Annotated in this window: 17 protein-coding genes, 1 tRNA gene and 1 pseudogene; 16 read left to right on the top strand and 3 right to left on the bottom strand. The window is 72.5% G+C overall.

The window, feature by feature from the left end; genetic code table 11:
* Window positions 1–49: 49 nt before the first annotated feature.
* The 11 genes and pseudogenes from AC1C2V_RS03435 to AC1C2V_RS03385 all read left to right on the top strand — a co-directional run bounded on the left by AC1C2V_RS03435 (window position 50) and on the right by AC1C2V_RS03385 (window position 10,879).
* Complete coding sequence (locus tag AC1C2V_RS03435) at window positions 50–1,444, top strand: hypothetical protein (RefSeq protein ID WP_495388159.1); 1,395 nt, start codon at window positions 50–52, stop codon at window positions 1,442–1,444.
* A gap of 50 nt (window positions 1,445–1,494) precedes the next feature.
* Window positions 1,495–1,567 (top strand) — tRNA-Ala (locus AC1C2V_RS03430).
* A 216-nt stretch (window positions 1,568–1,783) separates the two neighbouring features.
* The gene (locus tag AC1C2V_RS03425; RefSeq protein WP_495388158.1) at window positions 1,784–2,014 is read left to right on the top strand and encodes a helix-turn-helix domain-containing protein; all 231 of its coding nucleotides are present in this window, start codon (window positions 1,784–1,786) and stop codon (window positions 2,012–2,014) included.
* Window positions 2,015–2,019: 5 nt separating this feature from the next.
* The gene (locus tag AC1C2V_RS03420) at window positions 2,020–2,181 is read left to right on the top strand and encodes a hypothetical protein (protein ID WP_495388157.1); all 162 of its coding nucleotides are present in this window, start codon (window positions 2,020–2,022) and stop codon (window positions 2,179–2,181) included.
* 74 nt (window positions 2,182–2,255) lie between these two features.
* Window positions 2,256–2,525 carry a tyrosine-type recombinase/integrase gene (locus AC1C2V_RS03415; protein WP_495388156.1) on the top strand — a complete coding sequence of 90 codons (270 nt, stop codon included), beginning with the start codon at window positions 2,256–2,258 and terminating at the stop codon, window positions 2,523–2,525.
* A complete protein-coding gene (locus AC1C2V_RS03410) occupies window positions 2,465–3,418 on the top strand; it encodes a site-specific integrase (RefSeq protein WP_495388155.1) in 954 nt (317 codons plus the stop codon). The genes AC1C2V_RS03415 and AC1C2V_RS03410 overlap by 61 nt, the downstream gene beginning before the upstream one ends.
* 924 nt (window positions 3,419–4,342) lie before the next feature.
* Window positions 4,343–4,723 (top strand): hypothetical protein, encoded by a 381-nt coding sequence (locus AC1C2V_RS03405; RefSeq protein WP_495388154.1) that lies wholly within the window; start codon window positions 4,343–4,345, stop codon window positions 4,721–4,723.
* Between the two features lie 186 nt (window positions 4,724–4,909).
* Window positions 4,910–5,767 (top strand): RHS repeat-associated core domain-containing protein, encoded by an 858-nt coding sequence (locus AC1C2V_RS03400; protein WP_495388153.1) that lies wholly within the window; start codon window positions 4,910–4,912, stop codon window positions 5,765–5,767.
* A 59-nt stretch (window positions 5,768–5,826) separates the two neighbouring features.
* Window positions 5,827–7,257: pseudogene (locus AC1C2V_RS03395) on the top strand (IS1380 family transposase).
* 478 nt (window positions 7,258–7,735) lie between these two features.
* Window positions 7,736–9,271, top strand: a complete 1,536-nt coding sequence (locus AC1C2V_RS03390; protein WP_495388152.1) for a hypothetical protein — start codon at window positions 7,736–7,738, stop codon at window positions 9,269–9,271.
* Between the two features lie 138 nt (window positions 9,272–9,409).
* Entirely contained in the window at window positions 9,410–10,879 is a 1,470-nt protein-coding gene (locus tag AC1C2V_RS03385; protein WP_495388151.1) for a beta-N-acetylhexosaminidase, read from the top strand.
* 66 nt (window positions 10,880–10,945) lie between these two features.
* Here the strand turns inward: AC1C2V_RS03385 and AC1C2V_RS03380 are convergent, their stop codons facing one another.
* Window positions 10,946–12,730: a dolichyl-phosphate-mannose--protein mannosyltransferase gene (locus AC1C2V_RS03380; protein ID WP_495388150.1), complete on the bottom strand. Its 1,785-nt coding sequence runs from the start codon at window positions 12,728–12,730 to the stop codon at window positions 10,946–10,948.
* A 34-nt stretch (window positions 12,731–12,764) separates the two neighbouring features.
* On the opposite strand from AC1C2V_RS03380, the gene rsmI reads away from it, so the two are divergent.
* Window positions 12,765–13,694 carry a 16S rRNA (cytidine(1402)-2'-O)-methyltransferase gene (gene rsmI, locus AC1C2V_RS03375; protein ID WP_495388149.1) on the top strand — a complete coding sequence of 310 codons (930 nt, stop codon included), beginning with the start codon at window positions 12,765–12,767 and terminating at the stop codon, window positions 13,692–13,694.
* 164 nt (window positions 13,695–13,858) lie between these two features.
* Here rsmI and AC1C2V_RS03370 read toward each other — a convergent pair whose 3' ends face one another.
* Both AC1C2V_RS03370 and AC1C2V_RS03365 read right to left on the bottom strand, forming a co-directional pair.
* Window positions 13,859–14,461, bottom strand: a complete 603-nt coding sequence (locus tag AC1C2V_RS03370) for an isochorismatase family protein (protein ID WP_495388148.1) — start codon at window positions 14,459–14,461, stop codon at window positions 13,859–13,861.
* A gap of 50 nt (window positions 14,462–14,511) precedes the next feature.
* A complete protein-coding gene (locus tag AC1C2V_RS03365) occupies window positions 14,512–14,688 on the bottom strand; it encodes a hypothetical protein (RefSeq protein WP_495388147.1) in 177 nt (58 codons plus the stop codon).
* Window positions 14,689–14,779: 91 nt separating this feature from the next.
* Here AC1C2V_RS03365 and AC1C2V_RS03360 point away from each other — a divergent pair, with 91 nt between their 5' ends.
* From AC1C2V_RS03360 to AC1C2V_RS03345, 4 genes are all read left to right on the top strand, one after another.
* Window positions 14,780–16,048 (top strand): PQQ-dependent sugar dehydrogenase, encoded by a 1,269-nt coding sequence (locus AC1C2V_RS03360; protein WP_495388146.1) that lies wholly within the window; start codon window positions 14,780–14,782, stop codon window positions 16,046–16,048.
* 63 nt (window positions 16,049–16,111) lie between these two features.
* Window positions 16,112–17,734: a methionine--tRNA ligase gene (gene metG / locus AC1C2V_RS03355; RefSeq protein ID WP_495388145.1), complete on the top strand. Its 1,623-nt coding sequence runs from the start codon at window positions 16,112–16,114 to the stop codon at window positions 17,732–17,734.
* A 5-nt stretch (window positions 17,735–17,739) separates the two neighbouring features.
* Window positions 17,740–18,780, top strand: coding sequence for a TatD family hydrolase (locus AC1C2V_RS03350; protein ID WP_495388144.1), 1,041 nt, complete (start codon window positions 17,740–17,742; stop codon window positions 18,778–18,780).
* A gap of 262 nt (window positions 18,781–19,042) precedes the next feature.
* Complete coding sequence (locus AC1C2V_RS03345; RefSeq protein WP_495388143.1) at window positions 19,043–20,149, top strand: aggregation-promoting factor C-terminal-like domain-containing protein; 1,107 nt, start codon at window positions 19,043–19,045, stop codon at window positions 20,147–20,149.
* Window positions 20,150–20,265: the final 116 nt, after the last annotated feature.

The raw sequence follows: 20,265 nt of genomic DNA, 5'->3' as shown, positions 1-20,265 counted from the left end.
GCCGGACCGGTGCCGTCCGTGAACTAGCGCGGTCCCCTACCGTCGTGACGTGGAAACGTCGGCGGCAGGACTCGCAGTGCTCGCGCTGTTCGTCCTGTGGCTGGGCTTCTGGGTGCCACACCGGCTGCGGCACCGCCAGCAGCTGCTCGACTCCCGGGTGGACGACAGGTTCTCCGCCGGGCTGCGGGTACTGGCGGTGGCCGACGCGGGCGGCGCGCGCGGGGTGACGATTCCGTCCGGCGGGTCGGTGCCGCTGCTGGGGCCCGGCCCGTCGTCGGACGGTGGCGGAGACGGCGGACGAGGGGAGCGACCGATGGGTCAGGACGACGACAGGCGCACACCGCGTGCCCCCGGGCTCCCGCGGACCGAGGCCGCGGCGAACGACGCGCCCCGTGCCCCGCGCCTCGCGCTCTTCGAGCGGCGCGCGGCCCGTGCGCGCCGCCGCCTGCTGCTCACCCTCCTGCTGCTGCTCGCGACGGCGGTCGCCTGGGTGGTCGTGGGCCTCGGGCCAGTGAGCTGGTACGCGGCCGTGGCGCCGACCGCGCTGCTGCTCGTCGCCCTGGTGCTCGGCCGCGTCGCCGTGCTGCAGGCACGACGCTCCGACGCGCGCTGGGCCGCGGACCGCAAGGCCGCGCAGCGGCAGGCGACGCAGGCCCGCGCGCTCGCGAACGGCGGACCGCACGCACCCCGCAACCGGGCCCGCGTCACCGGGCACGCCGTGCGCCCGTCCGCGACCCACACGCAGATGATCCCGCGCGTGCCCGTGCCCGCCGCGTCCGGCGGCCGGTCGGACCCGCGGCCCGCCGAGCAGCGGCCGGAGCAGCGCGTCGACCGTCGTGCCACACGACAGCCCGTGCCTGCGCCGTCGTCCGTGCCCGCCGGGGTCGGCGGAGCGCCCGGCGCGGTAGCGGACGACGAGGGCGCGGAGCCCGAGCCGGCCCGCACGCCCTCCGCGATGTCGTCTGGGCCCGCCGGGGCGACGGGCTCGAGGACGGGCCGGGCGGTCTTCGACAGGGCGGCAGCGCCTGCGGGCGCCCCCGCGGCGGTACCGGTGGTGGTCGTGAACTCGCCGGGCGTCGGGGGCGCGCCCTGGGACCCGGTTCCCGTGCCCCTGCCCACGTACGTGACGAAGCCGGCGGCCCCGCGTCGTCAGCCCCGCCCGCTCACGGGGACCGCACCGACCGCCGGCCGCGCGTTGACGGCCGGTGACGCGGTTCGTGCCGCCGCGCTCGCCGCGACGACGGAGGCCGCGCTCGGCTCGACGGTGACGCCGGCGGGCTCGGGTCGGGCCGGTGCCGACCGGTCGTCCGGGGTCGGCCGGGGCGCGTCGTCCGCGCCCGGTCCGGACGCCGCTCCGGCCGCCACAGAGGAGCCTCGTCCCCGGACCGAGACGCTCGGACTGCCCCTGGACGAGATCCTCGCGCGACGTCGCGCGGCGGGCTGACCCGATTTGGCGACCTGCCTTGGCGTGGTGCTAATGTTGGCACCGCTCTCGGGGCTATGGCGCAGTTGGTAGCGCGTCTCGTTCGCAATGAGAAGGTCGGGGGTTCGAATCCCCCTAGCTCCACCGGCTGAGGGCCGCTGACCACCAGGTCAGCGGCCCTCTTGCTTTCCCGGGGCGCCCTGACGAAGGGCGAGAACCATGGAAATGCCACGCCTTGTGCCACGCGAAGTGCGCGGTTCGGAGGGTGCGTCCGAGGACGATCCGGCGGTGAGGTACACCGGATCACACCTACGGGGCATGGAAGCCAACGATCCCGGGACCAACTTGTCCCATATCCCGATGTGGACGCTCGACGAACTGTGCGAGAAGTTGCACACGACGCCGCGCGTCGTCCACGCCTGGCGTCGTCGCGGGACGGCGCCGAAGGCGTACAAGGTCGGCCGGCACCTGATGTTCGACGAGAACGACATCGCGACCTGGCTGTCCGACCACGCGTCGGAGCGCCCCGGGAACCGGGCGGCGACCAATACGGCCGCCGACGCGGACGACGGCGACGGGTCGGGGTGGTGATCGCGATGTCGGCGAGAAGGCTCAAGCCCGGCGAGCACGGGGAGATCTTCGTCTATCGGACCGGCACCAAGTGGCGCGCCAAGGTGCGGGTGAGGCTGCTCGACGGCGACGACACGCAGGTGTCGCGCACGCGCGACTCCGCGGTCGAGGCGAGGCTGGCGGTGTAGGCCGCGATCGTCGAACGGCTCGGCGCGGCACGGGGTTCGGCGGAGCTGCGCCCGGACTCCAAGTTGGGGCTGGCGTGCCGGCAGTGGGTGAACGAGATGCGGGACGCACGGCATGGCCGAATCCGCCGGTGCTGCCCCAGACCGTCGACGAGTACGAACGGGTCCTGGGGAACCACGTCGTGCCGCACCTGGGCAAGCGGCAGCTGAACGAGCTGACCCCGGCGGCGTGCCAGCAGTGGCTGGACGGGGTCCTGGCACGCGCAGGGCCGGCGGGAAGCACGACATGCTCGCCACCGCCATCCAGGCGCGGGCCGCGCTGGTCGCCGTGCTCGACCGTGCGGTGATCCACGACGCGCTCCGGGACAACCCGGCCCGCAAGACGATCGCGCCGGCGAAGAAGCGGCCCGAACCTGTGGCCATGTCCGCGCTCGACGTGGCGCGCCTGCGCAGAGCGACGCGCGACTGGCAGGCCTCGAGGCACAGCCAGCCGGGCCCGAAGCCGACCGGGCACCTTCCGGCCGTGGTCGACGTCATGCTCGGCACCGGCCTACGGATCGGCGAGGTGATGGCCCTGCGATGGGGCGAGGTGAACCTGTCGCCGGACGGGCTGCCGACGATCGCGGTCACGGCCACCATGGTCGACATCAAGGGGCAGGGCACCGTGCGGCAGGAACGACCGAAGACCGACGCCGGCCAGCGCTCGATGATCGTGCCGCGGTTCACCGCCGAGGCGCTGGAGTCGATCCGTCCGGCGGTCATCAGCGCTGACATGCCGGTGTTTCCCTCACGGACGTTCCGTGACGGCCGCAACGTCGGCAGGCCGCAGACCCCGGCGAACCTGCGCCGGTCGCTGCGCGCCGCGCTGGCGGCGGCGCAGCTCAGCGGCGTGTACCCACACCTGCTGCGCAAGACCGTAGCGACGGTCGTGGCCCGCAAGATGGGCGTCGCGGAGGCCGCGGCCCTGCTCGGTCACAAGATCGACGCCGGGTTGACCGGGCGCCACTACATCGAGCGACTCCGTCTGGCGCCGGACACCTCCGCCGTGCTGCAGGAGATGGTCGAGATCGGCGAGGCAGAGCTGATTCGGCAGGAAGAGGGCGATGCGAGCGGCGTCGGCTGGGGACGTGTCGACGAGGCGCTGCACCCGACCGTCACCGCGCCGCCAGGGGAGCCCGTCCTCGCACCGATCGGATGGGTCCAGCCGACGCTGCCTGACGACCCGGATGGAGGGTGGTAGGCCGCCGCGTCCGGATGCGCGACCAGGCTCGATGCCCGTCGTGATCAGGCGCTCTTCGGCACCGTTCCGCGGCGCGTCTCGGTGGCGACCTCAAGACCCGGAGGGACTCGACCGTGCGATGGAGCGTCGCCCACGTGTCCTCGTCGAGGTGCGGGCCGACGACGGCGGGATCGAACTGGAGGATCGCCGAGGCACCATCCAGCACGGACGAGAACTCGAGCGCGGACCTGCGTGCCTGGACTGCTGTGACTGCTGTGACTGCTGGCCGGCTGGAGGCGCGGGCCGGGTTCTGTGCGTCCTCCAGCCGTCCGCCGTGGTCGCTCTCGACAAGAGTCAGGTGCTCCGCATCGTCGACGTCCGCGGGAGTGGCGTCGAAGGGCGTGGCGGCCCACGACTGGTGCTTGCGCTCCGCGTCCTCCTCCGCCTGGCGGATAGCGGCCCTGACCCGGTTGACGGCCGGCGCGACCCCGGCGCCCTGTCGCAGCTCCTCGACCTCGGCGGAAGCGAGCTCGCGCACCGGCTTGGGGAGGTCGAAGTCCTTGGAGACGGCAAGCATCCAGTTGATCCGTTCCAGGCGGGTGTAGGACGCCGCGCCGGTGACCGTGCGAGCCGCGATACGCCGCACGTCTCCGGCGCCGCGCGGTGCCGCCGCGTGGGCGGCATCACTGCGTCGCAACTCGACACTTCGGCCAGTCACAGGGTTGGACGCGGAGCCAAACGACGAGTGGTCCAGTCAAATATACTGACAACAACGGTGTGGTTCGAATTACAATCAAGCGGGGAAGCCCGAACGCTCCGGGCAGCGGCCACCCCCACGTGGAGATGCGAAACGCCGCCGGTAATCGGGTGGGACCCTACGGCAATGAGGTAATGCGCAGGAGTGTCGAGAACCACACTCCGATAAAGTGGGACTGGTGACGAAGGATGAGCAACTATGTAAGTCTTGCAGGATTCGAAGACGTATACCTGGAGGACAGCTGGGTTCTCGGGATCGAACTAGAGCTCACGATGGCGACGATCGACATCGAGGTAGTTCTTACCGATCGACATCCTGATTACCTTCCGCCGCGGAATGGGGAGCAGTTCTGCTACAGACGTGGACAGATCCGGTTTATGCAGGTCTCCAACATTCACTGGACCGGTCAGGACCGGGTCAAGCCTGCGATAGACGCATCTGGCGAACGCGATCTTGGGTCCATTGATGAATTTATTGCCAATGGTACTCGGTTCGAGCTTCAAGGGGACTTTGGGCGTCTTGAGATTGAATCTCGCCGGCCGACACTGAGCTTTCTCTCGGTAAATTGAATTTGCTGCCTCGTCGATGCTAGGGAAGCCACATTCCGAGTAGCGCCGGGCCTCGCCAGTCGAATCCCAAGTTACTTGTATAGGCGAAGGTTGAGTCGTTGGCTCGCAACGACACCGCGACGGCGTGCATTTGCCTGGGCATGATGCGTCTCCACGCTGGTGAGTGATCGTCACGGGACGGCGAGCGTGTCGGTCACGAACGTGACGGGGAAGGTGACGCGCCGGTATCAGTCGCCGTTTGGTGAGGCCCGTGGTACCGCGCCGGTGTCGTGGTCGGGGGATCACGGGTTCCTGGACAAGCCGGCCGATGCCACGGGGTTGACGGCGATCGGGGCCCGGTACTACGACCCGGCCATCGGCAGGTTCGTCAGTGTGGATCCGGTGATGGATCTGGCGGATCCGCAGCAGTGGCACGGTTACGCGTACGCGCACTCCAGCCCGGTGACGTTCTCCGACCCGACCGGGCTGCGCGAGGTCACCGGGGATGGGCGTCATGACACCCAGGGGCAGTTCCAGAGCGCCGTGCGCCACACCGCGAAGGGCAATGGGTGGACCCCACAGTTCGTGATTCCACCGGTGAAGACGTCGTCGAATGCAGGTGGCGGCGGCTCGGGGTCGGGCTCGAGCGGGGGTACGGCGAGCTCGAGTGGTTCCTCTGGTGGCTCGTCGGGCAAGTCGTCGATCGTGGGCGGGTCCGAGGCGAGTGTGAAGGACGAGATCGTCTCGTGGGTGCGGGGGTTCGAGCAGGACCACCCCGTACTTGCGGGCGTTCTCGGTGTGAGTGACGCGCTCGGATGTCTCGCGGACGGCAAGTGGCAGTCTTGCGCCTGGCTGCTGGCCGGATTCCTCCCGGCGGGCAAGCTCGCGAAGCTGGGCAAGGTCGGCTTCGAGGTCGCCGACGCAGGCATCGACGCTGCACGAGCCGCGAGGACGGGCGCGAGGGCGTGTTCGTTCACCGGCGCCACGGTCGTGTTGATGGCTAGCCTCGGGCTTTCATCGCGGGGCGGTCCGGGTGACGGACTGAACGAAGAAAGGTGCTCCTGACCTGGGAAGATACGGCTTGTCGAGAGTCGTAGCAGTCCAGGGCGAGGAGCACCTTTCAGGTGAGGAAGAGTAGCGGGTTCTATCCGCGGTTGAAGGCGGACGTCCGCGCCTCGGGCGCGGTCGGGCAGGCGGGTGGTGTGCTGCTGACCGAGACGATCCGCTCGACCGCCCTGGACCGGGAGTTGAGAGCGGCGCTGTCGTCGTGGCGCAAGCCGCTCGCGGTGCACGATCCGGGCAAGGTGCTGTGCGATCTGGCGATCGCGCTGGCCATGGGCGGTGACTGTCTCGCGGACATCGCGATGGTGCGCGCCGAGCCCGGGGTCTACGGCCCGGTCGCATCGGACCCGACGGTCTCCCGGATGATCAGCGCGCTTGCCGGCGACGCCGATACCGCGTTGGCCGCGATCGGGCGCGGGCGGGCGCACGGGCGCGGGCGTGGAGTCTGGCCGGCGACCAGGCGCCGGACCACGACATCGCCACCCGCCACCCGCTCGTGATCGACCTGGACGCGACCCTGGTGACCGCGCACTCGGAGTAGGAACGGGCGGCGCCGACGTTCAAGCGCGGGTTCGGGTTCCACCCGCTGGCCGCGTTCGTCGACCACGGCCAGACGGGGACCGGGGAGACGCTCGAGATCAAGCTGCGGACGGGAAACGCGGGCTCCAACACCGCGACCGACCACATCGAGGTCGTCAAGGCCGCACTCGCGCAGCTGCCCGACCACCTGACCGGCAGCAACGGGCGCACCAGGCGAACGCGGGCGTCGAAGAAGATCTTGGTGCGCACCGACGGCGGTGGCGGGACCCGCGCGTTCGTCACCTGGCTGCACAAGCAACGGTTGGGGTACTCGGTCGGGTTCACCCTGCCACCCGAGACACCCGACCTGATCGCGATGCTCAACACCGCGGGCGCGTGGACCCCGGCCTACGACGCCCACGACGAAGTACGTGACGGGGCGTGGGTCGCCGAGCTCACCGACCTGCTCGACCTGACCGGCTGGCCGCCCGGGATGCGGGTCATCGTCCGCAAGGAGCGCCCCCATCCCGGCGCACAACTACGGTTCGAGGACGTCGACGGCATGAGGATCACCGCGTTCGCCACCAACACACCACCCGGCGGGCCTGGCACCCAGCTGCCCGACCTCGAGCTGCGCCACCGCCGCCGCGCCCGGTGCGAGGACCGCATCCGGATCGCGAAGGACCGGCCTGGCGAACCTGCCCCTGCACGGATTCGACGCCAACCGGATCTGGTGCGCCATCGTCGCCCTCGCCGGCGACCTGACCGCGTGGATGCAGATGCTCGCCCTGACCGGCCACGCCGCCCGCCGATGGGAACCCAAACGCATACGACTGCGCCTGTTCACCATCCCCGCGACCCTGGCCCGCCGGGCTCGCACCGAGGTGCTGCACCTCGCCGAGCACGCGCCCTTCGCCACCCTCGCCCTATCCGGACTCGACCGGCTACGAGGACTCGGACCAGCGCCCGGCTGACGCCCAGTACCACGCCCCGACGACGCCCAACAGTTCTCCGGATCAGTGGAACCCGGCCCCCGCAGGCGACCTGCGGCGACCTGTCACACCCTGCTGCCGGAATCACGCCCGAACAACGGCACCGACGCCGTCACCAACATGCTCACCGGCCCGATGAAAGATCGAGGCTAGCTCCACCGAGATCGAAGGCCGCTGATCTGCACTCCGCAGATCGGCGGCCTTCGTCATTCGCTACCGGAACATCGGCGACCACGATCCGAACGCCCGCGTATTTCTCCGTGGAGGCCGTCGACCGGGACGCCGGGGATGCGCAAAGATGAGCGGCGTGTCCCTCCGGAACGTCCGATTCGTCCTTCCTTCCGTCGTCGTGACCGGCGCACTTGCCCTCGCGGGGTGCGCAGCGTCGCCGCCGAGCGAGAGTGGGGCTTCCCCGTCGTCTGCCCCGGCGGTCGCGGTCCGCGACCTGTCGACCCACACGGTGCTGCTGGACTCCGCGGACCCGGTCGAGCTCGCCCTGACCACGAGCCAGACCGTCTACGCGCGGTCCGAGGTCGTGGTGCTCGCGGACGCCGCCGACAAGGCGGCACGCCCCGCGCTCGCCGCGACCGCGGTGGCGGTGCACGGACCCGCGCTGCTGGCCGGGGGCGACAACTCCGACGGCGGGCTCGCCGAGGAGCTGGGCCGGCTCGGCGCCCGCGTCGCGGTCGTGGTGACCGGCGAGGACGACGCCGCTGCTACGGGCGAGGCGTCCCAGGCGGTGGCGGACGCCGCCGGGGTCCAGACCGTCCGCGTCGCCCCCGACGTCGTCGGCAGCGGTGACAACGGTGACAGCGGTGACGACGGTGACGACGGTGACGACGGTGACGACGGCGGGGAGGGCGGCGACCCCGCGCTCGAAGACGACGACCTGAAGGACCTGACGTCCCGGCTCGACACGATGCTGGGCGGGGGCCCGACGACGGGCGCGACCGCCAACCCGGGGGGGTCCGTCGCCGAACGCGGCGAGCCGAGCCTCCTGCGTGAGGTCCTCGCGCTCGTCGATCCGGTGGCGGGGCAGGAGGCGGCGATCGCCTCGCTCCGCGCGGCCGGCGCCGTGACCAGCGAGGTGCCGGGCGGGGACCTCGGCACCCGGCGGATCGTGCAGGACGTCGACCGGGCGCAGGCGCTGACCGTCGTGGGGGTGGGCGGCTCGTTCGGCGACGCCGGGACCTTCGCGTGGCGCGTCGCGGCGGCGGAGCGCGCGGCCCTGCTCCCCACGAAGTCGCAGCACCTGCTGCCGGGCCGGTACGTCACGGTCGACGTCGCCCGGTGGGACGACCCGGCGGCGGCCGTGGCCCGCGCGCAGGCGGCGGCCGCGGCGTACGAGCCGGCAGAGGGCGACGACGGCGCCCCGGCCGACGCCGGGCCGCTGGTGCCGACGCTCGTCGTGCCCGTGAGCGCCACGGCGGGCGGGCCCGGCGACGACGGCGACTGGGTGACCCAGGAGGACGTCGACGCGCTGCGGCCGACGATCGAGGCCGCCCGTGACGCGGGGGTGTACGTGCTGCTCGACGTGGGCGCGGGGCCGGCGCCGGTGGTGGAGCAGGTGCGGGCCGCCGAGCCGCTGCTGCGCAACCCGGGCGTGGGTGTCGCGGTGCACCCGGAGTCGCGGGTCGGGGACGGCTCGTCGACGACGTCGCACGAGATGACCGCCGCCGAGCTGCAGGGCGTCACGGACTACCTCGCCGACCTCGCGACGCGCGAGGGTCTCCCGCCCACCATGCTCGTGGTGCACCAGACGCGCCCGGAGTCCGTCCCGGACCGCGACCGGCTGCGCCCGCTGCCCCAGGTCGAGGTGGTGCTCCTCGCGGACCGCACGGGCGGGGTCACCACGGGCGAGTGGGTGTGGAACCAGGTCAGCACGGACGTCCCCGAGGGCGTGCACCTCGGCTGGTCCGGGCCGGCCACGACGACGGCGGCGAACCCGGCCCTCGTGCCGCCCGCCCCGGCGCCCGTGCTCATCGCCGCCTCCTGAGGGCGCGCGACGACGGGGCAGTCCGGGGTGACGTTGACACCGGATCGCCGGATTCGGCAGGATCGTTAACGTTTCGCCTCGCTCCCGTGCCGACCGTGCCACCACGTGCCCGGCGCTGTGCCGAACCACGTCTGGAGAATGATCGCCGTGCTGCCGTTGATCCCGTGGCCCACCGTCGTCGACCGGCAGGACGGGGACACGCTCCGTCTGGACGCCGTGCGCCTCGACGCGCCCGACGCCGCGCTCGCGGCGGTTGCCGCCGAGCAGCTCGCGGCTGCCGGGGTGCGCGTCGTCGCTGACGGCGCCGACCCCGTGGGCGGCGCCGCCGCCGTCGTGCTCCGCCTCGACGCCGCCGCGGGTCCGGAGGGCTCCGACAACCCCGAGCGGTACACCCTGCGCGTCACGACCGACGGCGTCGAGGCCACGGCCCCCGAGCGCGTCGGGCTGCTGCACGCCGTGCGCACCCTGCGCCAGCTCGTCCCCGCCGGCCCGGGGGAGGCGGACGGTGGCGCGCGGGAGGTGCCCGCCGTCGTCGTCCACGACGCGCCGCGCTACGGCTGGCGCGGCCTGTCGTTCGACGTCGTGCGGCACTGGTTCGGGCCCGAGGACATCCGCGCCGTGGTCGACCTCGTCGCGGCGTTCAAGCTCCGTGTGCTGCACCTGCACCTCACGGACGACCAGGGCTGGCGCCTCGAGATCCCGTCGCGCCCGGAGCTGGAGAAGGCGTCCGACAACCAGGTGGGCGGCGGTACGGCGGGCTTCCTCACCACCGGCGACTACCGCGAGCTGCAGGAGTACGCGGCGGAGCGGTTCGTGACGATCGTGCCGGAGTTCGACATGCCCGGGCACATCAACGCCGCCACGCAGGTGTACGGCGCGCTGACGCACGACGGCCTGCCGACCGAGGCCTACGAGGGCATCGAGGTGGGCTTCTCCCGCCTGTGGTTCGACAACCCCGCCACCGAGCCGTTCCTGCGCGACGTCATCGGCGACGTGGCCGCCATGACCCGCGGCGAGTGGGTGCACGTGGGCGGCGACGAGGTGCACACGATGGAGGTCGAGGAGTTCGCGAAGTTCGTCGAGCTCGCCGCCCGGATCGTGCGCGAGTCGGGCAAGACGCCGATCTTCTGGCAGGAGGGCGCCCGCGGCCCCGTCGAGCCGGGCACGCTGCTGCAGTACTGGGAGCCCAAGGGCGAGGAGTTCGACCGGTTCGTCGCGGCCGCGAGGGGCGGCGCGCGGTTCGTCATGTCGCCCGGCAACCACGCCTACCTGGACATGCAGTACACGCCCGAGCACCCGCTGGGCCTGGACTGGGCGGGCTACGTCGAGCTGCGCGACTCCTACGACTGGGAGCCGGAGCAGGTCATCGACGGCCTGCCCGCCGACTCGATCGAAGGCGTCGAGGCCGCCGTCTGGACCGAGACGATCACCACCCGCGACGAGCTGTTCTCCATGCTGCTGCCCCGCCTGGGCGCCGTCGCCGAGGTCGCGTGGACGGCTCCGGAGCGCAAGGACTGGGAGGCGTTCCGTGTCCGCACGGCCGCGCAGGCCCCCGCGTGGCGCGACGCCGGGTGGGAGTTCCACCCGACCCCGCAGGTCGACTGGTAGGGGTGGTCGTCGGTTGAGCCTGTCGAAACCACGGACCCGGTGTCGACGGGCTCAACCAGCGCGGGATCAGATCCAGGACTCCAAGCGCATGACGGACTGCCAGTACGGGTAGGGGACCTGCGTGCCCGTCCACAGCGGGTAGAAGACGGCGGAGACGGCCACGATCACGACGAGGACGGCGACGACGGCCGCGACGACGCGTGCCCGGGCGCTGCGCCGTCCCTCCGTCCGTTCCAGCGCCACCACCATCGGGTACACGAGCGTGAGCACCACGAACGGGGTGAACACGATCGAGTAGAACGTGAAGATGGTCCGCTCGTGGAACCAGGGCAGGAGGGTGAACGGCGTCGCGTAGACCAGCCACGGCAGCCAGCCCGCGATCGTGCCGCTGAGCACGGCGAGGGCGCGCCAGTCGCGCAGGCGGATCCCCAGCCACACGGTCGCGACGATCGCGAGGGCGGCGAGCAGCCACAGCAGCGGGTTGCCCAGCGAGGTCACCGCCCGCGCGCAGGCGTCGGCTGCGTCGGCGGGGCAGGTGCCCTGACCGGCGGCGTCCTTCTCCCAGAAGAACGACGTGGGCCGCCACTGCACGATCCAGCCGAGCGGGTGCGAGGCGTACGGGTGCTCCGACGACAGCCCGGTGTGGAAGTCCCACATCTGCCGGTGGTACTCGAGCAGGCTGCGCAGCGGCCCCGGCAGCCAGGTGATGCCCTCGCCGGGATGCTCGGAGGCCCACTGGCGCATGTACGCGCCCGGGTGCGTGAACCACGACCACCACGACGCGAGGTACGTGACCAGCGCGGTGGGCACGAGCGTGAAGAAGGCGGGCACGGCGTCGACGACCAGCGAGTCCTCCCACCAGCGCCCGATGCCGGCCGCGCGCCGTGCGCCGAGGTCCCACAAGACCGTGAGGATGCCGAACACGGCGAGGAACCACAGGCCGGACCACTTGGTGCCGCACGCGAGCCCGAGGCTGACGCCGGCGGCGAGCCGCCACCACCGGAAGCCGATCCGGGGTCCGTAGCGGGCCACCGTGCCGCCGGCGTCCAGGATCTCCGCCACCCGGGACGCGAGCCGCCGTCGGGCCTGCTCCCGGTCCAGCACCAGGCAGCCGAACGCCACCAGCACCCACAGCATGACGAACTGGTCGAGCAGGGCGGTCCGCGAGTGCACGATCGCCTCGCCGTCCACGGCGAGCAGCAGCCCCGCGACGACACCCATGGTGGACGACGCGAACAGGCGCCGCGCGATCCGCACCAGGAGGAACACGGCGAGGATGCCGACCACCGCGCTCGCGAGCCGCCAGGCGAACGAGCTGGTCGCCCCGCCGCCCGCCTCCATCCCGAGCCAGATCATCCACTTGCCCACGGGCGGATGGACGACGTACGCGGCCTTTTCGAGGTAGGTGAAGACGTCGCCGGCCTCGAACGCGGGGTTGGGCTCGTCGGGCCACTGGGCCTCGAAGCCGAGCCGGCCCAGCGTGAAGGCGTCCTTGACGTAGTACGTCTCGTCGAAGACGAGCTTGTGCGGCTGGCCGAGCTGCCACAGCCGGGCCACCGCCGCCAGCAGCGTCACCGCCAGGGTGCCGAACCAGCCCCAGAACCGGTCGCGCCGGCGCAGGTCGAGGCGCACCCGGCGGCCTCCGAGCAGGCGCTCCAGCAGCCGCGCCTGCGTCGAGCGGCCGTCGTCCTCCTCCGGCGTCGGGTGGAACGCGGGCGCTGGCGAGCCGGGGAACGCAGGCGGCGGCGTGCTCTCCGGCTCGTCGACCGCCAGATGGCGGGCAGGGGCCGGCGGCGTGCCCGCGGGCGCGGGATCGCCGGAGGCGGTGGCGTCGGCGTCGGGGGCGGTCACCGGGTCATCGTAGGGGCGTGCGACGCTGGTCACCATGACCTCCGACCCGTCCACCGACAGCCGCGCCGTGTCACCCGACGGCGGCGGCGGAGCGGCCGAGACCCCCCTCCGCGCCGAGGCCGGGACGGTGGTGCTCGCGGCGACGCCGATCGGGAACGCCGAGGACGCGTCGCCGCGGCTGCGCCGGCTGCTCGCCGAGGCGGACGTCGTCGCCGCCGAGGACACGCGCCGGCTGCACGCGCTCGCGGCGCGGCTGGGGATCGTCGTCGGCGGGCGGGTCACGTCGTACCACGAGCACAACGAGGCGGCGCGGGCCGACGAGCTCCTGGACGTCGTGGCCGACGGCGGCACGGTGCTCGTGGTGTCGGACGCCGGGATGCCCGCGGTGTCGGACCCGGGCTACCGCGTCGTGGCGCGCGCCGTGGAGCGCGGGGAGCGGGTGACCGCCGCGCCGGGGCCCTCCGCCGTGCTCACGGCGCTCGCCCTGTCCGGCCTGCCCACCGACCGGTTCACGTTCGACGGGTTCGTGCCACGCAAGGCGGGGGAACGGTCGCGGTGGCTGGGGGCGCTGGCCGCCGAGCCGCGCACGATGGTGTTCTTCGAGGCGCCGCACCGGATCACGGAGACGCTGCGCGCGATGGCGGAGGCCTTCGGCGCCGACCGGCCCGCCGCCGTCTGCCGCGAGCTGACCAAGACCTACGAGGAGGTGCTGCGCGGGCCCCTCGCCGACCTGGTCGCGCAGGCTGACGCGCGCGCCGCCGCCGGCGACGGCCTGCGCGGCGAGATCTGCGTCGTCGTCGGAGGCGCGCCCGCGGGCGGCGCCCCCAGCGTCGAGGAGCTGGTGCCGGAGGTGCTGGCCCGCGTCGGGGCGGGCGAGCGGCTCAAGACCGTCGTCGCCGGCGTCGCCACCGCCGCCGGCGTCCCCAAGCGCGACCTGTACGCCGCGGCCCTCGCCGCGAAGTAGTCCAGGTCTCCGCGAGGTAGTTCCAAAAATGGCGAGGTAGTTCGGCGGTCTCAACCGGTCATCGCACCTGCGCGAGGTAGTTGACTACCTCGACGGGTCTGGAACTACCTAGCCATTTTTGGAACTACCTCGCGGATTTTCAAACTACCTCGCGATTTCTGGGACTACCTCGCGGTGGACGGGGCGAGGACGACTCCGGCCGCGGTGAGCTCCGCGCGGGCCTGCACGCCCTGCTCGGGGCTCACGGGGATGGTGAGGTCGGTGAGCACGCGCGTGGCGAACCCGAGGCCGACGGCGTCGAGCGCGGTGCGCTTGACGCAGTGCGACTCGACCAGGCCGACGACGTCGACGGCCTCGATGCGGGCGTCCCGCAGGGCCTGCTCCAGCGTGCGGCCCTCGCCGTCCGTGCCCTCGAAGCCGGAGTAGCCGTGCGCGTACTGGCCCTTCTTCACCGACACGTCGGGGTGCAGGTCGGTCAGCGCAGGGTGCAGCTCGGCGTTCGGCGTGCCGGCGAGGCCGTGCGGCGGCCACGAGTCGACGAAGTCGGGGTGGTCGCTGAAGTGCTCGCCCGGGTCGATGTGCCAGTCCTGCGTGGTCACGACGATCTCGTACCGGTCGCGGTGCGCGACGGCGTGCGCGGCGACGTCCTCGGCGACCTTGTCGCCGCCGTCCACGGCGAGCTCGCCGCCCTCGCAGAAGGTGGGCTGGACGTCGACGACGACGAGCGCGCGGCGGGGCACGCTCTCGGGGGAGGTGCTTGAGCTCATGGTGCCCACCCTGCCACCGCGGGCTGCGCGGCGTCAGGCCTGTCGGTCGGTCAGCAGTACCCGCCGCCGGACGAGTCGGGGCAGTAGAGCGGCTGGACGGCCATGGTGCCGGCGACCGGCCACCCCCTCTCGTGAGCCAGGGAGTCCGGTGGCAGGTCGCGCGGCCGCTCCAGGGGCGGCTCCTCGTGCCGCTGGAACACGCGTCGGAAGCGTTCGGTGATCGACATGACGACCTCCCTTGACCAACCTTTGGGGACAGCATGCCGCTGCATGGCCCTGGTGTCGACGGTGGCGGGTCGGGCGCTCCAAGATGGGGGCATGACCCGCCACCTGCGTCGTACCGGGGCCGTCGCCGGCCTCGTCGCGGGGCTCCTGCTCGTCCTTGCCGGCTGCGGCTCGGCCGGCGACGGAGAGCCGCCCGTGGTGTCGGGGACTGCGGCGCCCCCGGACGGGACGGGGAGCCCGGCGGTCCCTACCGCCGATGAGCCGTCGTCGGCGACGCCGGAGGTCACGATCGAGACCGTCGTGGACGGCCTCGACGTCCCGTGGGGGCTCGCGGCGCTGGACGACGGCACGCTGCTCGTCAGCCTGCGCGACGAGGCCCGGCTTGTCGTCGTGGACCCGGACGAGGGCACGACGACGGAGGTCACCGGGCCCGGGGCGGACCGCTTGGCCGCCGAGACGACGCCCGACGGCGAGGGCGGGCTGCTGGGGGTCGCGGTCGACCCGGCGTCGGGCGACGTCTTCGTCTACCGGACCGGCGCCGACGACAACGCCGTGCTGCGCGGCGCGCTGGACGGCGCCGTGTTCGGCGAGCTCACGACCGTCCTCGACGGCATCCCGCGGGCCGGGCACCACGACGGCGGGGCGCTCGCCTTCGGCCCGGACGGCCACCTGTACGTCGGCACGGGGGACGCGGGGGACCGGGAGAACTCCCAGGACCCCGATTCGTTGGGCGGCAAGATCCTGCGGATCACGCCCGACGGCGAGCCGGCTCCCGGCAACCCGTCTGCCGGCAACAACGCCCAGGCGTCGCCGGTCTGGACGCTGGGGCACCGCAACGTCCAGGGCCTCGGGTGGGATCGCGCCGGGCGGATGCTCGCGAGCGAGTTCGGGCAGAACACGTGGGATGAGCTGAACGTGATCGAGGCCGGCGGCAACTACGGCTGGCCCGAGGTGGAGGGCCCGGACGGCGCCGGCGACGGTACGGTCGCGCCGGTCGCATGGTGGTCGACCGACGAGGCGTCGCCGTCGGGCCTCACGGTGACGGACGACGCCGTGTACCTCGCAGGCCTGCGGGGCGAGCGGCTGTGGCGCGTGCCGTTCGGCGACACGGCGTCCGGAGCCGAGGAGGGTGCGAGCGCCGAGCCGAGCAAGGGCACCGGAGTCGACGCCGACGGCAGCGTCCGCGCGCTCGGGGAGCCGCAGGCGCTGCTGACGGGCGAGCTCGGCCGGCTGCGCAACGTGGCGCCGGTCGTCCCCGACGGAGGCGACGCCGACGGCCTGTGGGTGCTGACCAACAACACCGACGGCCGCGGGACACCGCGCGACGGCGACGACCGGCTGGTGCGCGTCACGTTCGGCTGACCCGCCGGTCGGCGGCGTGAAACATCGTGAGACTGCCGTCGCGACACATCTACGATGGGCACCATGCCCGAGCCCGCGAAGACCTTCTACCTGACGACGCCGATCTACTACGTCAACGACGCCCCCCACATCGGGCACGCGTACACGACCGTCGCGGCAGACGTGGTCACCCGCTGGCACCGCCAGCGCCAGGAGGACGTCTGGTTCCTGACCGGGACGGACGAGCACGGCGAGAAGGTGCTGCGCACCGCCGAGGCGAACGGCGTCAGCCCGCAGGCGTGGGCGGACCGCCTCGTCGAGACGGCGTGGCAGCCGGTGCTGAAGACGCTCGACGTGCGCAACGACGACTTCCTCCGTACCACGCAGGAGCGGCACGAGACCGCGGTCCAGACCTTCCTGCAGGACCTGTACGACAAGGGCGAGATCTACGCCGGCTCCTACGAGGGTCCGTACTGCGTGGGCTGCGAGGAGTACAAGCTCCCGGGCGACCTGGTCGACGGCACCGGCGAGTACGAGGGGCAGAAGCTGTGCCCCATCCATCTCACGCCGGTCGAGATGCTCTCGGAGGAGAACTACTTCTTCCGCATGAGCGCGTACGCGGAGCGCTTGCTCGCTCTGTACGAGGAGCACCCGGAGTTCGTGCAGCCCGCCAGCGCCCGCAACGAGGTCATCGGCTTCGTGAAGCAGGGCCTGCAGGACCTGTCGATCTCGCGGTCCACGTTCGACTGGGGGATCCCGATCCCCTGGGACGACAAGCACGTGCTGTACGTGTGGTTCGACGCGCTGCTCAACTACGTCACCGCGATCGGCTACGGCGCGGACGACGAGGCCGCGCGCGAGAAGTTCGCCCGGACGTGGCCCGCCGACGTGCACCTGGTCGGCAAGGACATCCTGCGGTTCCACGCCGTCATCTGGCCGGCCATGCTCATGGCGGTCGGGCTGCCGCTGCCGAAGCAGGTGTTCGCGCACGGCTGGCTGCTCGTGGGCGGCGAGAAGATGAGCAAGTCTCGCCTCACCGGTATCGCGCCGGGCGACATCATCGACACCTTCGGCTCCGACGCGTTCCGCTACTACTTCATGCGGACGATCGCCTTCGGCGGGGACGGCTCGTTCTCGTGGGAGGACATGGTCGCGCGGTACAACGGCGAGCTGGCCAACGGCTTCGGCAACCTCGCCTCGCGCACGGCGGCGATGATCGGCAAGTACTTCGGCGGCACGCTGCCGACGGCGGGCGCGCGGACGGACCTCGAGACCTCGCTGGAGCGGGTGGCGGCCAAGGCCGTGGCGGACGCCGAGGACGCGATCGACCGGCTCGCGATCCACGACGCCCTCGCGGCCGTGTGGTCACTGGTCGACGCCACCAACGGTTACATCACCGAGACGCAGCCGTGGAAGGTCGCCAAGGAGCCCGGCGAGACGGACGAGGACGGGCGCGGCGTGGACGGCGGCCGACTCGCGACGTCGCTCGTGACGGCGGCCGAGGCCCTGCGTGCGCTCGCGGTGCTGCTGCACCCGGTCACCCCCCAGGCTGCCCAGGCGCTGTGGGAGGCGCTGGGGGCGGAGCCCGCGCTCGGTGCGCTCGAAGCCCAGCCGATGTCGGGCGCCGCGATCTTCGGCGTCCTGCCCGCGGGGGCCACGGTGACCAAGGGCGCCGCGCTCTTCCCGCGTCTCGCCGACGACGCCTGAGCCGCGTGGCACGCCAGCGCGAACGCGGGTTCCCGCCGGACCCGGAGCCCCTGCCCGTCCCGGTCGCCGACAATCACACGCACCTCGAGGCGATCGCCGAGGTGCTGGCTGAGCGTTCGTCCGGAGCGAGCTTGCGAGCGCAGGACGAGAGTGACCGGAAGCCGGACGACGTCCCGGCGCCGAGTGTTGCGGAGCTTCTCGCCCGCGCCGCGGCGGCGGGCGTCGACCGGGTGGTGCAGGTGGGCTGCGACCTGCCCGCGATCGCCTGGACCGACGACCTGCTGCGCGACCCGCTGGTCGAGCCTGTCGACACCTCGTGGGTCGAGCTTGTCGAGACCACCCCCGGGTTTCGACGAGCTCAACCAGCGGCGAGGGTGGTCGGCGCCGTGGCGATCCACCCCAACGAGGCGGTGCTGCACGCCGGCGTGCGCGAGGTGGGCCCGGACGGCCTGGAGCCGACCCCGGCCGCGCACCACGACGTGCCGCTCGACGACGCGATCGCGCGCGTGGCGGAGGTCGCCCGCACCAACCCGCGCGTGCGGGCGATCGGCGAGACCGGGATGGACCTGTTCCGCACCGGCCCGCAGGGGGAGAAGGCGCAGCGCGACGCCTTCCGCGCGCACGTCGCCCTGGCCAAGGAGCTCGGCCTGGCGCTGCAGATCCACGACCGCGACGCGCACGCTCAGGTGATCGACGTGCTCCTGGCGGACGGCGCTCCCGAGCGTACGGTCTTCCACTGCTACTCCGGCGACGAGGAGATGGCGGCGCTCGCCGCCTCCCGCGGCTGGTTCCTCTCGTTCGCCGGCCCCGTGACCTACCCGAAGAACGACCACCTGCGCGCCGCCCTGCGCGCGGTGCCGCTCGACCTCGTGCTCGTCGAGACCGACGCGCCGTACCTGCCGCCGCACCCGTACCGCGGGCGGCCGAACGCCCCGTACGTCGTCGGGCACACGGTGCGGGCGATGGCGGAGATCCTCGAGCGGCCGCTGCCCGACGTCTGCGCGGCCGTCTCGGCCACCTCCGAACGGGTCTACGGCGCATGGTGACGGCGCGGTGAGCCGCGCCTCGCACCAGGCGGACGCCGCCGGGCAGCCCGCCGAACCGCCCGAGGGGCTTCCCACGAGGTCACGGTTCCGTTACGGTCTGGTGCTCGTGCGGAGGTCGAGGGCGAAGAGGGCGTCGGAAGCGTCGACGCACCCCCCGGCGACGGCTGACGGGTCCACGCGCACGCCAACCGCGCCCGGCCGCTCACGGCCCCGGGCCGCGGCGCTGACCGGGCCCGCGCGCCACCTCGTGCACGGCGCGGTGGTGATCGCGCTGGTCGGTGGCGCCGCCGCCGTGGCGCAGGTGCACAAGACCGTGACGATCGACTACGACGGCCACGTCGCCACCGTCGACGCGTACGGCGCCTCCGTGGCCGACGTGCTGAAGTACCACCACATCACGCCCGGCCCGGACGACCTGGTGCAGCCGGCGTCCGCGTCCGTGGTCGCGGACGGCGGGGAGGTCGTGGTGCGGACGAGCCGAGAGGTGACCGTCGAGATCGACGGCGAGGTCACGACGTTCCCGACGACGGCGCACACGGTGGGCGAGCTGCTCGCCTCCCTCGGCCCGCGCGGGACCGACGCGGTGACCTCGGCGTCGCGCTCCACCCGCCTGGACCGTGACGAGGTGCGGGTCTCCACCACGAAGACGGTCCAGATCGCCGTCGACGGGCTGGTGCTGCCGATCCGCACCACCCAGTCCACGGTGCGGGACGTGCTCGGCACCGCGGGCATCACGCTCGGTGAGCACGACCACACGTCCGTGCTGCTCGGTGCTGCCGCCGTGGACGGGATGGTGGTGATGGTCAGCCGGGGGGACACCGACGCCGACCGCGTCACCGAGGTCATCCCGTTCGAGACCGAGCGCATCGAGTCCGACGAGCTGCCGAAGGGGTACGAGGTGGTGCGCACCGCGGGCGTCCCCGGCGAGCGCGTCACGACCTACGAGGTGCGCACCCTCGACGGCGCCGAGGTGGAGCGCACGGTGCTCGACCGCGAGGTGACCCGCGAGCCGGTGGACGAGGAGATCGTGGTGGGCACCCTCGAGGCCTCGACGGCCAACCCGGACCCGGGCTCCGCCAAGGCGATCGGCAAGGCGATGGCGGCCGAGCGCGGCTGGGGCGGTGACCAGTTCGCGTGCCTCGAGAAGCTGTGGGACAAGGAGTCCGGCTGGCGATGGAACGCCGACAACCCGTCGAGCACGGCGTACGGCATCCCGCAGGCGCTGCCGGGCTCGAAGATGGCGACCGTCGGCTCCGACTGGCGCACCAACCCGTCGACGCAGATCGAGTGGGGGCTGGGGTACATCGCCGGACGGTACGGCGCGCCGTGCGACGCGTGGGCCCACTCGATGGCCAAGGGCTTCTACTGATCGCTCGTCGGTCGAGCCTGTCGAGACCTCGAGCCGGGTTTCGACCGGCTCAACCAGCGATACGGGGTGTGAGTCGACCCACGGGTTTCGGCCAGACTTATCGGACAGCCCCGGAC

The organism is Isoptericola sp. Y541 (genome assembly GCF_059445465.1).
This window is presented reverse-complemented; position numbering and strand designations above follow the sequence as displayed.

Coding starts and splice junctions, on each gene's coding strand:
- AC1C2V_RS03425 (WP_495388158.1), top strand. CDS start 1,784: ATGTGGACGCTCGACGAACTGTGCGAGAAGTTGCACACGACGCCGCGC.
- AC1C2V_RS03420 (WP_495388157.1), top strand. CDS start 2,020: ATGTCGGCGAGAAGGCTCAAGCCCGGCGAGCACGGGGAGATCTTCGTC.
- AC1C2V_RS03410 (WP_495388155.1), top strand. CDS start 2,465: ATGCTCGCCACCGCCATCCAGGCGCGGGCCGCGCTGGTCGCCGTGCTC.
- AC1C2V_RS03405 (WP_495388154.1), top strand. CDS start 4,343: ATGAGCAACTATGTAAGTCTTGCAGGATTCGAAGACGTATACCTGGAG.
- AC1C2V_RS03385 (WP_495388151.1), top strand. CDS start 9,410: ATGATCGCCGTGCTGCCGTTGATCCCGTGGCCCACCGTCGTCGACCGG.
- rsmI (WP_495388149.1), top strand. CDS start 12,765: ATGACCTCCGACCCGTCCACCGACAGCCGCGCCGTGTCACCCGACGGC.
- AC1C2V_RS03370 (WP_495388148.1), bottom strand. CDS start 14,461: ATGAGCTCAAGCACCTCCCCCGAGAGCGTGCCCCGCCGCGCGCTCGTC.
- AC1C2V_RS03365 (WP_495388147.1), bottom strand. CDS start 14,688: ATGTCGATCACCGAACGCTTCCGACGCGTGTTCCAGCGGCACGAGGAG.
- AC1C2V_RS03360 (WP_495388146.1), top strand. CDS start 14,780: ATGACCCGCCACCTGCGTCGTACCGGGGCCGTCGCCGGCCTCGTCGCG.
- metG (WP_495388145.1), top strand. CDS start 16,112: ATGCCCGAGCCCGCGAAGACCTTCTACCTGACGACGCCGATCTACTAC.